Source organism: Prevotella denticola, assembly GCF_900454835.1.
Lineage (GTDB): Bacteria > Bacteroidota > Bacteroidia > Bacteroidales > Bacteroidaceae > Prevotella > Prevotella denticola.
Genome location: NZ_UGTM01000001.1, coordinates 1,092,866 through 1,105,511, shown reverse-complemented (window position 1 = coordinate 1,105,511; position 12,646 = coordinate 1,092,866). Strand labels below are relative to the sequence as shown.

The window sequence follows — 12,646 nt, the reverse complement described above, 5'->3', positions numbered from 1 at the left end:
CGGTCTGTTCTCTATTTAGGAGAATGTCTCCGGGGAGAATAGGCACAAAAGAAAAGCGATTGGACACCCAAAGGCATCCAATCGCTTTTCTGTATTCTCGTATATCCTATTTCCTCATCTTAGCCTTGCGGGCATACTCGAAGAGTGCCGATGGCAAGTGGCAGTAGCCGGAAGGGTGTTTGTCAAGATAGTTCTGGTGATATTCTTCTGCTTTGTAGAAGTTCTTCAGCGGCTTGACTTCGACGGCAATCTTTCCGTTTATCCGTTTCCGTTCTTCTGCAAAGACCTTATTGATGGTGGGGAGATCGGCCGGATCGGTATAGTAGACCCCGGTGCGGTATTGTGTTCCGCGGTCGTTGCCTTGTCTGTTCACACTTGTCGGGTCAATTGCCTTGAAGTATAAGCCTAATAGGAACTCCAAGCTGATGACTTTCGGGTCGTAGGTGATGTGGACGGCTTCTGCAAACTGCGTCTTGTCTGTACACACCTCCTCATAGGTCGGATTCTTGATGATTCCGTTTGCATAGCCCACTTCCGTGCCCGTGACACCTTCTATCTGCTTGAGATAGTGCTCTGTGCCCCAGAAGCATCCGCCCGCAACATAGATTTCTTTCATGGGTCTTACTAAATTGATATAGGCTCCGTAGCCTTCAGCCTTCATCTTCTCAAGTGGAATGAAGCGCAGCGAAGCACTGTTGATACAATATCTTTTTCCGCCGGTCTCGGCCGGTCCGTCGTCAAAGACGTGTCCCAGATGGGCTTTCCCGGTTCTACTTCTCACCTCGGTACGCACCATGCCGTGGGATGTGTCCGTATGACCGGTGATGAGTTTCTTGTCGATAGGTTTCGAGAAAGCCGGCCATCCGCAACCAGAATCGTACTTGTCTGCTGAAGAGAAGAGCGGCTCGCCGGTCGTAACATCCACATAGATGCCTTCCCTGAATTCATGATCATACTCGTTGGTGAAAGGATGTTCAGTGGCTGCCTGCTGTGTGACGGCATATTGTTCGGCGGTCAGAGTCTTGCGTAAAGTAGCGTCATCGGGACGAGTGAACGTCGTTTTGGGCGTGATGGTATCGGTTTTTGACATATTTGTACTTGGTTTGTTCGTGCAGGATGCTGTACCGGTTATCAGAAAACCATAGCCCGCTGCCTCGGCGAGGACGGGTAAGGCAAGACTGCACAGGATGGACAGGATGTTGCGCATAAGGCGGTAGTATTAAGTTGTTTGCCTGAATAGTGAAATGGTGGAAATAGGAAGCCGCATCGGGCTGCTGGTATATTGCAGCCGTTGAAAGGGCCATCTTACACAGACAGGGATATACGGCTCGTACGTCCGTCGTAGTCTGCTTTTACGTCCGCATGGGTCCATATATCCCTGCTGTTGGGGGAGAATCTACCTGGGGGCTACTGCTTCTGCAGGAACCGGTCTACCTCTATGGCTGCCATGGCACCAGTGCCGGCTGCCACAACCCCCTGCCGGTAGGTAGGATCGGCCACATCACCGGCAGCATAGACTCCTTCAACACTGGTAGCAGTAGACTTTGGCCGTGTGACGATGAAGCCATGGTCGTCCATCTCCAGCTGTCCTTTGAACAGTTCTGTGTTAGGCGTATGGCCGATGGCAAGGAAGAAACCGTCGATGGAAATGTCATATTTCTCTTCGTTCTTCTCGCCCTTGAAACGGACGAGATGAGCACCTTCAACGCCGTTTTCACCGTAGAGACCGATTGTGTTGGTATTGTATAGTATCTCGATATTCTCCTTTTCAGTCACACGCTTGCGCATGATTTCCGCAGCGCGCAGGTAGGGTTTCCGTACGATCATGTACACCTTCTTCGCCAGCCCGGAGAGGTACATGGCCTCCTCGCAGGCAGTGTCTCCTCCTCCGACGACGGCTACTGTTCGTTTACGATAGAAGAAACCGTCGCAGGTGGCACAGGCACTTACTCCTTGGGCACGGTATTTTTCTTCATCAGCCAGACCGAGGTATTTCGCACTGGCACCAGTAGCGATGATGACGGTCTCGGCCTCAATCTCGTTGCCTCGTTCGTCTTCGAGGTGGAAAGGACGGCTGCAGAGGTCAGCCTTCACGATGGAACCGTCACGGAGATCTGCACCGTAAAGTGCAGCCTGCTGACGCATTTCGTTCATCAGCTGGTTGGCATCAATTCCTTCGTGAAAGCCCGGGAAATTCTCGACGAGAGTTGTAGTAGTCAGCTGTCCACCAGGTTGCAGTCCGGAGTAGAGCACCGGTCGGAGATTGGCGCGTCCGGCATAGATGGCTGCGGTATAGCCTGCCGGGCCGCTGCCGATTATCAGAGTCTTGGTTTTCTCCATTCTATATATGATTTGCATTTGTCCTTTGAATAGAAGGTTACTCCTACTCTGGACGGATTAATATTGTTGTACTTATTACAGAACAAACATCATGCCAAAGGATTCGGACCGTCAGTTTGTCCGGTGGAGTGGGAAGTGGGCAATGTTGACAGGTGCAGACAGGTAATGACGATATGGGATGAGGACAGGCGGCGGTGGCTGGCGTGACAGGCGATAGTGGTGTAAGTGACGCTGGCGAATGACGGCACTGTACAATGGCCCCGACCGGCTTTCGACGTTTTCTGCCGGACAAGTGCCTTATTCCATTGGGAACAGTCCGAAGAGACGGTCATCGATGATGTCTGTGACCCGCTTGAAATCCTGCGGATTATCCTGGAAGTCTGTCGTATCGCCGTCCACAATCATCAGATGTCCCTTGTAGGTCTTTATCCAGTCCTCGTATCGCTGGTTAAGTCCTCTGAGATAGTCTATGCGCATTGTCTGCTCATAGTCTCGCCCACGCTGTTGGATATGATCGATGAGACGTGGGATGGAGCAGCGGATATAAATCAGCAGATCGGGCAGTTTGACCAGTGAAAGCATAAGATCGAAGAGGTCCGTATAGTTTTTGAAATCACGTTCGGACATCAGCCCCATATCGTAAAGGTTAGGTGCGAAGATGCGTGCGTCCTCGAAGATGGTGCGGTCCTGTATGATGGTTTCTTCCGACCGTGAGATTTCTACGATGTCACGGAATCGTTTGTTGAGGAAGTATATCTGCAGGTTGAAGGACCAGCGTGTCATGTCACTGTAGTAATCTTCCAAGTACGGATTGTTGTCAACAGGCTCAAAGTGAGCTTTCCATCCGTATCGTTTAGCGAGCAATTTCGTGAGTGTCGTCTTTCCTGCTCCGATGTTTCCTGCGATGGCTATATGCATATTGTATGTATCTGTGAATGCCCGGTTCCGGTCATCTTCCTGTTGAGGAAAATGGTTTTTCCCGGCGGCAGGGCTATGGTTTCTTGTTTTATCTATGTGATGTTGTCGGTCTTCTCCTTCGTTCGGACTTTTCTTCCCTCCGGTGTGACAGGTGCGGATTCTGTACTAAAACAATCCGAACAGCGCCCGGTCTATCTTGTCGGTAATGAATCCGAAGTCCTTCGGCTGATGCTGATAGTCGAGCTTGTCGACATCGATGGTTAGGACACGTCCTTTGTACTTGTCCCTGATGAACTCGTCGTAGCGTCTGTTGAGACTCTCGAGATAATCCAGGGGCATCTTCTGTTCATATTCCCTTCCTCGTTTCTCTATGTTGGAAACGAGGTGACTGACCGAAGACCGGAGATAGATCATGAGGTCGGGGAAGCGGACAGCGTCCGTCATGTCCTCGAACAGTTCCATGTAGGTCTCGTAGTCACGGTCGTCAAGATTGCCCATGGCGTAGTTGTTTTCCGTAAAGACGTAGACGCCTTCGTAGATGGAGCGGTCCTGTACGACCGACTCTTTACTTTGCCTTATTTCCAGCAGATCCTTGAAACGTTCTTTCAGGAAGAACACCTCCATGGGGAAGGACCAGCGTTTAATGTCTTTATAATAATCTTCCAGATAGGGATTGTAGTCCACCGACTCGAACCTCGGCTTCCATCCGTACCGTCTGGCCAGCATGGTCGTGAGGGTCGTCTTGCCGCTCCCTATGTTTCCTGCAATTGCAATGTGCATAAGATAGAGTCTGCATGGCCGTCTCTCTTTCTTCACAGGGAAAGGATTCCGTGACGTGTCATGCAGAGAAAAGTTGTTTGTAATTTAGTGTTGATATCTCGCCGTTCCTATACAGCCGTTCGGCATCTGGATATGCAGCATGGCGCAGACTGTCGGTGCAATGTCGACGATATGTGTCTCCGTGTCTGTCGATCCGTGTCTGACGTTCCATCCGTAAAGCAGGAAAGGAATATGCGTATCGTAAGGGAACGGCTGCCCGTGCTGTGTTCCACGGAAGGAAGGCGAATCCTTCCCACCGAAGAACTGCGGACGGGTAACGATGCCGATTTCCCCCGACCGACCGCGGAAATAACCGTTCTCCATGCGTTCCTTGATCCATTCCGGCATGGTTGTTCCCGTCACCTTCTCCTCGTCGAAGACATAGAGGAACTGCGGGTCTTTCTTCAGCCAGTCTATCGACTCGTCAATCACTTCCTGCTTCTTCTTCCCCGCAGCAGAGATCATTGAGTCGTTGAGATAGATCTGGTAATTGTCCTCGCTCATTACCGGACTTATGCCGAATTTCCCTTGCAGATATGCATTGAGGTCTTTTACCGTCTGTTTGTAATCCCATCCGCCTGCCGGAATCCTGTGCTCCCGCATATAGTTGTAGTTGTGGGCAGCACCGTGGTCGGCCGTTAGGAAGAGCAGATAGTTCCCTTCGCCCACTTCCTTGTCGAGTACCTTAAGGAAATGTGTCAGGTCCTTGTCCAGCTGCATGTATACGGCATGGTTCTCCTCGCCTCGGGTAGAGTATTTATGTCCGATTATATCCGTTGGTGAAACGCTCACCGTGAGCATATCCGTCTCCTTTCCCTTGCCGAGCTGCTCGTTCTCCAATGCTGCTTCTGCCATCTTGAAGGTCATCGTCACGCCCTGCGTCGAGCCTTTGATATCGAACTTGGGAGCAGTATGGTTCTTTTCGTTGAAGGCTTCAACCCATTTTGGCAGCCTGTCCATATAGAATGTAGAGGTGACAAAATGTCCTGCAGATGTGTCCCACCAGTAAGCGCCGTCAGCCGCATGGCCGGCCGGCAGGATGGAGGCACGGTCCTTCAGTGCCACGCCGATTACCTTTGACCGGAAATCGGTTGCAATCTGCAGCTCGTCGCCGATGGTGGATGCCAGCATCCGTCTCGGACTCATCTGTCCTTCCGGACTGTCTGAACCGACACTCTTCACGGTCTTGTCCTCGCAGCAATAGACACTTTTGTCATCTTGATAGAAATAGTTTCCAGCTATGCCGGTAATTGCGGGGACTGACCCCGTGAAGATGGAACTATGCCCGATGGCGGTTACTGTCGGTGCGTAGTTGATGTGTGTGTTCTCATACGAGAAGCCGTGGTCGAGCAGCCGGCGCAGTCCGTCGTTTCCATATTCATTGTAATAGTAATAGAGATAATCCCAGCGCATCTGGTCGACAACGAGTCCGACAACGAGTTTCGGCCGTTGTACCTGTGCGCTGGCAGCAGCTGCCATCAGCAGTCCGGCTACGAGGAAAAGCAGTTTTTTCATTTCAGGTAATGTGTTTGAATAATGATGATGCAAACTTACAATATTTTTTTTATATTCTCGACTATTTTGTCTACTTTTGCATTCGCAGGAGCGAGAATAAACTGAAAAGGAAAGAATGCAGCATATCATCATAGCAGATAATCAGGACATCACACGGGCAAGTCTGTTCTATGTCCTTTCGCACATGGAAGATGTATCCTGTCAGGTGGCAGGTGACAAATCTGAATTGATACACCAGCTGAAGGGGTGTCCGAGAGCCATCCTGATACTGGATTATACCCTGTTCGATTTCTCCGGTACAGCCGACCTTCTTGTACTCGGACAGCGTTATCCGCTTGCACACCTGATACTCTGGAGCGAAGACCTCAGTATCGGTTTCATCCGCAGCATTGTCAATGCCGGCCGGCTGGTCAGTGTGCTTATGAAGGATGCAAGGCTGTCGGAAATAGAACAGTGCCTTGACTATGTGCTGCACGGACACCGTTTCCTCTGCCAGCATGCTGCGGACCTGCTCCTGGCACCGGCCGCATCCCTTGACAGGGATGTCGTGAAGCTGACGAAGACAGAGACTGAAATCTTAAAGGAGATTGCCTTGGGGCTGACGACGCGTGAGATAGCCGAGAAACGTTTTTCGTCATTCCATACGGTGAATACGCATCGTAAGAATATCTTTCGCAAGCTGGGAGTCAACAATGTACACGAGGCTATGCGCTACGCCATGCGGTCGGGGCTGGTGGAGGCGGCAGATTATTGTATCTAAGGTTGTCCGGAAGTGCTTCCAGACGGAGGAACGGTCTTGTCCCTGGCCCCTGCTTCTATGGTGGAAAGCATATAGTTTCCATCTTTTTCACAGAGGTTTTCCCGGGAGGAGCAGCGTTATCTTGCAGATGTCCCAAAATGAGGATGGCCGGTATTGTTTTGTCCTTAAAATTTACTCCTCCCTTACCTGTGCAACTTGGCAAATCCTTTCTTTTTTGAAATCGGTAAGGAATCTATTAGATACGAAATCGACGGTCTGTTGATGGGAATCGTAAATGGCTGGTAGACAATGAGATAAAAATCAGTATTGAGAAGAGGCTTACTTAGGGGCTAAAAGGGCATCAGTTGGTGTGCAAGTAGGCGTTACTTGGGATGCAATCAGGCGTTACTTCGGCTGCAAGTAGATGTCGGCTGCAATCCTGCCTGACATTTTCGCCTTTTCAGTATAAGCTGTGACGAGAATAAACGAGTGTGTGATAGTTCTGGAATGTAAAACTGCTTTACCAATCGTAGACTGTCGATTTCTAGGATTTTGTATTTCCTTAGATTGCTGCTACAGTTTGTAGAACACCTATTTATTGATAAGGTATATTCCACCTGCCGCCAATGCTCCGGCAATCACATACTTTATATAGAATATCTCACCGAGACAGAGACAGGAGGTGACGGCACCGACAATGGGAATCAGAGAATTGTAGATGGCTATCTTTCCGACAGGATTACAGGTGAGCAGCTTGTTGTAGAGTGTGAAGCCGAGTGTGCTGATGGCAATGAGCAGCAGCAGGCAGGTGATGCCCAATGGGGTCGTTTGCGGCAGCCGGCCTCCCATGAGCAGTCCCGGAACAATCAGCAGTACGCCACCTATGGCCAGACTGTATCCCGTTCCGACAAACACGTCAATGCGTCGTCCCAGTCCCCGTGTGAGCAAGGATGCCGATGCACCGCACAGGGCGTTGAGGATGATCATGCCGTCGCCCAGCCAGGTGAACTGTCCGCTGTCTGCTCCTCCCAGGTTCAGTGAGAGGATTCCTGCGAAACCGACAAGGCATCCGGTAATTTTCTTCACCGTCAAGCGGTCGCTTTTGAAGAAGATGCAGGCGAAGATGACGACGGAGAAGACGCTCAGCGAGTTGAGGATGGCAGCCCGGGAGCCTTCGCTGTGGGAGAGGCCGAAGTAGAAGAAAGCGTAATGCAGTGTGGTATTCATCATGCAGAAGAGCAGGATATACCACCAGTCAACTGCTTCCCGTACCTTGAAGTTCCGTTTGCCGATACCGGCTATGAGTAATATTATCAGCCCCGAGATACAGAAACGAATGCCTGCGAAGAGCATTTTCGCCCCGGTCATGTCAGATGTAATGCCGAATTCGGAAAATCCCGACTTGATCAGCGGATAGGCCCATCCCCATGCAATGGCGGCAGTGAGGGCGAAAACAGTTACCCATAACGGACGCTGGAATATACTTTTCTTTTGTGTCATTTTTGTTCTAAGTGTTATCTGACAGGTGTCTGGGAGCTGATGGCCTTCCCATTGAAGAGAGGGGGCCATTCCCTGTTACAGGTTTTGGAAACGGTCTGTCGGCGAGCTGCCTTCACGGGGGACAGACCGAAGAGCATGGTCTTCGGAGTTCTCGTTTGAGAGTGCAAAGGTACATCCTTTCCTCAACATATTCTGAACTCGCCGTACTTTTTTGTTCTTTCAGGATTAGGATATTTGTTCTGAAATGCTTATCTTTGCCGTGAAATAATATTTATGAAAACGATGAAGAAGATTTTATGTACGTTGTTCCTGACTCTTCTTGCAGTCAGTGTGTATGCGCAGCAGTCATTAGATACGCTGCGGCATGAAGTTCTGTTGGAGACGGACAGCGGAAACATCCGTATCCGGCTTTACAATGAAACGCCGCTCCATCGTGACAATTTCCTGAAGCTGGTACGCAGTGGGGCATACGATGGTGTGCTGTTCCACCGCGTCATCAGGGATTTCATGGTACAGACAGGCGATCTCGGGTCGAAGACGGCAAAGCCCGGAGATGCCGTAGGCGATACGCCAGAGAACTATTCGATTCCTGCGGAGATACATTATCCGGAACTGCTGCACCGGCGTGGTGCCGTTGCGGCAGCACGTGAGCCTGATGATGTCAATCCGAAATGGGAATCATCGGCCTCGCAGTTCTATATCGTATGGGGAGTGAAGTTCTCTGATGGACAGCTTGACCGGGCACAGGAACGACTGGATGCACATACAGGCGGCAAGGTGAAGATGACTCCGGAAGTGCGTGATATATATAAGAAAGTGGGAGGGACGCCTCATCTGGACGGTCAGTACACGGTGTTCGGACAGGTACTGGAGGGACTGGAAGTCGTCGACCGCATTCAGCGGCTGGCGGTTGATGCCCATGACCGTCCTCTGGCAGATGTCCATATCCGCAAGGCAACTGTGATAAAATAGTTCCGAGAGGGAAGTCGGCAGACTTTCCCTTACGCTGCAAAGAGTGCGGTTCAGCTGGATGATAGCAAGATGATAGTAGACGGGGATTCAACTTTTTGAATGCAACTGACATGAAACTCCGAAAAAATATGTAAGTTTGCAGTAATGAAGTTTGCAATAATTGCTGCCGGAGATGGTTCAAGGCTGGCACAGGAGGGAATAACCGATCCGAAACCGCTGGTGAGGGTAGGGGAGGAACGGCTCATCGACCGTCTGGTCAGGATATTCATGGCGAATGATGCCACGGAGATTGCAGTTGTCTGTAACGAGCACATGCCCGCCGTGGCGCAGCATCTGTCGGCCATTCAGCGTGAAGGTCTGTATGGACAGCCGGTTCCGCTGCATTATGTGGTACAGTCTACCCCCAGCTCAATGCACAGTTTCCATGCGTTGCGTAATTTCCTGCAGGATGAGCCGTTCATTCTGACGACGGTTGATACGGTTTTTGACGAGCGGATTTTCCATGATTATGTGTCGTCTTTTCTGAAAAGGATAACCCAGGGGGCGGATGCTTTGATGGGGGTTACGGATTACATCGACGACGAGAAACCTCTCTATGTGGGCGTTGATGAAGATATGCGCATCAATGGATATTATGACACTGCTCGCCCTGACTCCCGTTTCATATCGGCTGGCATTTATGGCCTGACACCTCGGACACTTTCTGTCCTGGAATGTTGTGTGGAGCAGGGGGAGAGCCGGATGCGCAATTTCCAGCGTGCCCTTGTTGCTGAGGGGCTGCAGATTGAAGCCTTTCTGCTGCCACAGGTGTTCGACATTGATCATGCGGAGGATATAAGGAAGGCCACCTCGCTCATACCGCTTCTCCCAAAGGAAAGAGGATGGATGAATGCTGATTCCGCTCTTGATGACGAGAAGGAGTGTCTGCTGATACAGCGTGCAGAACGTTTTTCGCCTGATTCCGTAGAGAAAGATCTGGCTATATTACTGGAGGTCGGGAGCCTTTTGGAGAATGCAAGGATTGTTCGTGAGGAAGATCTGACGACATTTTTTACATCTTGTTGTCAAGCAGTTCCGTCTGCCCGGTCTGCGTCGTCAGCTGTCAGCCGCCAGCCGTCAACTGTCAACTGTCAACTGTTCTCGATGGCACGCACTCCTGAAGCAATGGATTGTCTGGAGCAGTTGGAGAAGAAAGGTGTGCGAGTCATCAATCCTACGGCCGGTGTGCGGGCCTGCAGACGGAGCAATATAGAGAAGGTGATGCGTGACAACCATCTTCCTCTCCCGCCTGATGAGGGAACAGACGGTTACTGGATAAAACGCGGAGATGTTGCCGCACAGTGCAGGGACGATGTGCGTTTCTGCCGTGATGAAGGCGAACTTGCACATGCAAAAGACAGTTTTGTGCAGCGGGGTATCCAGGATGTCGTTGTCCAGGCACACGTGCAAGGTGACCTTGTCAAGTTCTATGGTGTTGAAGGTACGGGCTTCTTCCGTTGCTACTATCCCGGTGACGACGACGGAACGAAGTTCGGAGATGATCAGGTAAACGGCAGGCCGCAGCATTATCCATTCTCATCCCGCTGCTTGCAGGCTGATGCCGAAAAGCTGTCACGGCTGCTGCAAACGCCAGTGTATGGTGGAGATGCCATCATCAAACGCAACAGCGACTACGTGATCATCGACTTCAACGACTGGCCGAGTTTCTCACGTTGCAGGGAAGAAGCGGCGAGAGCGATAGTGAAAAGAGCTGCCCCCGCCCTCCTTCTGAGTAGCCAGAGAAGCAATTAGTGTGAAAGCGGTACAGAGTGGTTGCAGTCTGTCATCACCGTTTGTCACCACCTTAATATATATTGAAGAAAATGACAAAGAAACAGCAGAAAGGATATTCTGATTCCTCTTTTTGGGATGAAGTGCAAGGACAAGAAGTCGCCTGCGGTCTGGGATTCCGTGCTCTTCTCCGTTCCTCCTTCAAATCTACGGATACCGAGGAATGGCTGGATATTCACTTCACACGCCCCGTCGGACTGGTATTTGCATTGTTATGGCATCGTCTGGGGGTTACCCCCAACACGATAACCATCTTGTCTATTTTCCTTGGAGTGGCTGCCGGTATCATGTTCTTCTTCACCGATACGCTGCATAACGTGCTGGGGATTATTCTGTTGATGTTGGCTAATTTCTGCGATTCAACAGATGGTCAGCTTGCACGGCTCACTCATCAGCGGTCGATGAAAGGGCGTTGTTTGGACGGGTTTGCCGGCGAAGTGTGGTTCTTTGCTATTTATCTTGCCATCGTTCTCCGGCTTTGGAGGCAGCCCATGCCCGGTACGGAAGAGGTCTGGAGTTTCTGGGGACTGGGGCTGGCAGCTGTGGCAGGCCTGCTGTGTCATTCTCCCCAAAGTTCATTGAGCGACTATTACCGGCAGATACACCTCTATTTTCTGAAAGGCAGGGAAGGATCGGAACTGGACACTTACGCCCGGGAACATGCCATAGCAGAGCGACTGAAGGGAGAAAAAGGTGTTTTCTGGGACCGAGCTTTTCACAGAAACTATCAGAATTATTGCCGGAGCCAGGAGCGCAGGACCCCTGCTTTCCAGAAGTTTCATGCCACCTTGAAGGAACAGTATGGCAGCATTGACGGAGTGCCAAAGGAGGTAAAGGAACGCTTCCTGGCCGGCAGCCGGCCTTTGATGCCCTACACAAATCTCCTGACTTTCAACAGCCGGGCAATCCTCATCTATGTCACTTGTCTGCTGAACTGCCCATGGGTCTATCTCTTGTTTGAGATTACCGTGTATAATGTGTTGTATGTCTATATGCACAGGCGGCATGAGGAACTGTGCAGGAATCTCACTGTATGCAGCTCTTTCAGCAGCACTTTCTCTTCGTCGTCCCCGGAAAAGAACGATGTGAACAGTCTTGGGTGATGTTAGTCGGATAGTGGCGTTCTTTGTTCCCTCTCCTTACTGTCAGCTGTCATCCTGGCCACACACTCTCACCAATCATCATCAACTCATGATCAAAGAAACAGACGATGTGTTATTTTCATCACGGTCTCATCTTTTCTCCTCTGGGAATATAGAGGAGAAAGAGCCGGTTTCGTTCCTCTTCGACTTCGGCGGCACTCTTGATACAGCAGGCTGTCACTGGGGGAAGATGCTGTGGCATGCCTATGAACGAAAATGTGTCCCGATTACAGAGTCACAGTTCCGTGAAGCCTATGTATATGCTGAACGTACTCTGGACCGGCAGAACATTATCCAGCCGGACTTTACTTTCCGACAGATGCTGGCGGAGAAGTTGAGGATAGAGACCGGATTCCTGATTGATAAGGGATGGTTGCATGATGATAGGCGAATGGAAGTGAAACTGCGGGATGCGCTCGTGAAAGATCTGTATAATTCGGTAAAAGCCAACATTACGGCGGCTCGGAAAGTGCTTGAGAGGCTGAAAAAGAAACATAGGATTGGGCTGGTGACGAATTTCTATGGCAATATGTCGATTGTCCTTGATGAGTTCGGACTGTCTTCTCTCTTCGAGACTGTTACAGAAAGTGCCGTCGTCGGTGTACGGAAACCTGATCCGCAGATCTTCCGTCTGGCAGTGGCGGCGTTGAGGGAGTGGCCAGAGAATGTGGTTGTCGTGGGTGACAGCTATGCGAAAGACATTCTCCCGGCGCACGGAACAGGCTGCAAGACGGTATGGCTGAAGGGAGAAGGATGGACGGTGGATGACCCTGACATATGTGTGGTGGACCGTATCATCAAGGGCTTAGATGAATTATAATCTGTGCAAAGACAATATATGCCACTTGAATACGTTAAGATAATATTGCAG

At 50.7% G+C, this 12,646-nt stretch carries 11 protein-coding genes; 5 read left to right on the top strand and 6 right to left on the bottom strand.

The window, feature by feature from the left end; all coding sequences use genetic code 11:
* Positions 1-106: 106 nt before the first annotated feature.
* The 5 genes from DYH27_RS04705 to DYH27_RS04685 all read right to left on the bottom strand — a co-directional run bounded on the left by DYH27_RS04705 (position 107) and on the right by DYH27_RS04685 (position 5,592).
* Positions 107-1,207, bottom strand: coding sequence for a bifunctional methionine sulfoxide reductase B/A protein (locus tag DYH27_RS04705; protein WP_013671241.1), 1,101 nt, complete (start codon positions 1,205-1,207; stop codon positions 107-109).
* A gap of 200 nt (positions 1,208-1,407) precedes the next feature.
* Positions 1,408-2,340, bottom strand: a complete 933-nt coding sequence (trxB, locus tag DYH27_RS04700; RefSeq protein ID WP_025067433.1) for a thioredoxin-disulfide reductase — start codon at positions 2,338-2,340, stop codon at positions 1,408-1,410.
* A gap of 297 nt (positions 2,341-2,637) precedes the next feature.
* Positions 2,638-3,258, bottom strand: coding sequence for a deoxynucleoside kinase (locus DYH27_RS04695; RefSeq protein WP_004354517.1), 621 nt, complete (start codon positions 3,256-3,258; stop codon positions 2,638-2,640).
* Between the two features lie 165 nt (positions 3,259-3,423).
* Positions 3,424-4,038 (bottom strand): deoxynucleoside kinase, encoded by a 615-nt coding sequence (locus tag DYH27_RS04690; protein WP_004354557.1) that lies wholly within the window; start codon positions 4,036-4,038, stop codon positions 3,424-3,426.
* An 84-nt stretch (positions 4,039-4,122) separates the two neighbouring features.
* Complete coding sequence (locus DYH27_RS04685) at positions 4,123-5,592, bottom strand: alkaline phosphatase family protein (protein WP_025067434.1); 1,470 nt, start codon at positions 5,590-5,592, stop codon at positions 4,123-4,125.
* A 115-nt stretch (positions 5,593-5,707) separates the two neighbouring features.
* On the opposite strand from DYH27_RS04685, the gene DYH27_RS04680 reads away from it, so the two are divergent.
* Entirely contained in the window at positions 5,708-6,352 is a 645-nt protein-coding gene (locus DYH27_RS04680; RefSeq protein WP_025067435.1) for a helix-turn-helix transcriptional regulator, read from the top strand.
* A gap of 570 nt (positions 6,353-6,922) precedes the next feature.
* On the opposite strand, the gene DYH27_RS04675 is transcribed toward DYH27_RS04680, so the two are convergent.
* Positions 6,923-7,831: a DMT family transporter gene (locus tag DYH27_RS04675; RefSeq protein WP_013671245.1), complete on the bottom strand. Its 909-nt coding sequence runs from the start codon at positions 7,829-7,831 to the stop codon at positions 6,923-6,925.
* 273 nt (positions 7,832-8,104) lie between these two features.
* Here DYH27_RS04675 and DYH27_RS04670 point away from each other — a divergent pair, with 273 nt between their 5' ends.
* The 4 genes from DYH27_RS04670 to DYH27_RS04655 all read left to right on the top strand — a co-directional run bounded on the left by DYH27_RS04670 (position 8,105) and on the right by DYH27_RS04655 (position 12,595).
* A complete protein-coding gene (locus DYH27_RS04670; protein WP_081640741.1) occupies positions 8,105-8,803 on the top strand; it encodes a peptidylprolyl isomerase in 699 nt (232 codons plus the stop codon).
* Positions 8,804-8,947: 144 nt separating this feature from the next.
* Positions 8,948-10,594 carry a sugar phosphate nucleotidyltransferase gene (locus tag DYH27_RS04665; RefSeq protein ID WP_029216386.1) on the top strand — a complete coding sequence of 549 codons (1,647 nt, stop codon included), beginning with the start codon at positions 8,948-8,950 and terminating at the stop codon, positions 10,592-10,594.
* A gap of 62 nt (positions 10,595-10,656) precedes the next feature.
* On the top strand, positions 10,657-11,736 hold the full coding sequence (locus DYH27_RS04660) for a CDP-alcohol phosphatidyltransferase family protein (RefSeq protein WP_025067437.1): 1,080 nt from the start codon (positions 10,657-10,659) through the stop codon (positions 11,734-11,736).
* Between the two features lie 88 nt (positions 11,737-11,824).
* Positions 11,825-12,595 (top strand): HAD family hydrolase, encoded by a 771-nt coding sequence (locus DYH27_RS04655; RefSeq protein WP_025067438.1) that lies wholly within the window; start codon positions 11,825-11,827, stop codon positions 12,593-12,595.
* Positions 12,596-12,646: the final 51 nt, after the last annotated feature.

What these genes read in the sequence shown, in the direction of transcription:
- DYH27_RS04705 (WP_013671241.1), bottom strand. Translation starts at nt 1,207, where the DNA reads ATGCGCAACATCCTGTCCATCCTGTGCAGTCTTGCCTTACCCGTCCTC.
- trxB (WP_025067433.1), bottom strand. Translation starts at nt 2,340, where the DNA reads ATGGAGAAAACCAAGACTCTGATAATCGGCAGCGGCCCGGCAGGCTAT.
- DYH27_RS04695 (WP_004354517.1), bottom strand. Translation starts at nt 3,258, where the DNA reads ATGCATATAGCCATCGCAGGAAACATCGGAGCAGGAAAGACGACACTC.
- DYH27_RS04690 (WP_004354557.1), bottom strand. Translation starts at nt 4,038, where the DNA reads ATGCACATTGCAATTGCAGGAAACATAGGGAGCGGCAAGACGACCCTC.
- DYH27_RS04685 (WP_025067434.1), bottom strand. Translation starts at nt 5,592, where the DNA reads ATGAAAAAACTGCTTTTCCTCGTAGCCGGACTGCTGATGGCAGCTGCT.
- DYH27_RS04680 (WP_025067435.1), top strand. Translation starts at nt 5,708, where the DNA reads ATGCAGCATATCATCATAGCAGATAATCAGGACATCACACGGGCAAGT.
- DYH27_RS04675 (WP_013671245.1), bottom strand. Translation starts at nt 7,831, where the DNA reads ATGACACAAAAGAAAAGTATATTCCAGCGTCCGTTATGGGTAACTGTT.
- DYH27_RS04670 (WP_081640741.1), top strand. Translation starts at nt 8,105, where the DNA reads ATGAAAACGATGAAGAAGATTTTATGTACGTTGTTCCTGACTCTTCTT.
- DYH27_RS04665 (WP_029216386.1), top strand. Translation starts at nt 8,948, where the DNA reads ATGAAGTTTGCAATAATTGCTGCCGGAGATGGTTCAAGGCTGGCACAG.
- DYH27_RS04655 (WP_025067438.1), top strand. Translation starts at nt 11,825, where the DNA reads ATGATCAAAGAAACAGACGATGTGTTATTTTCATCACGGTCTCATCTT.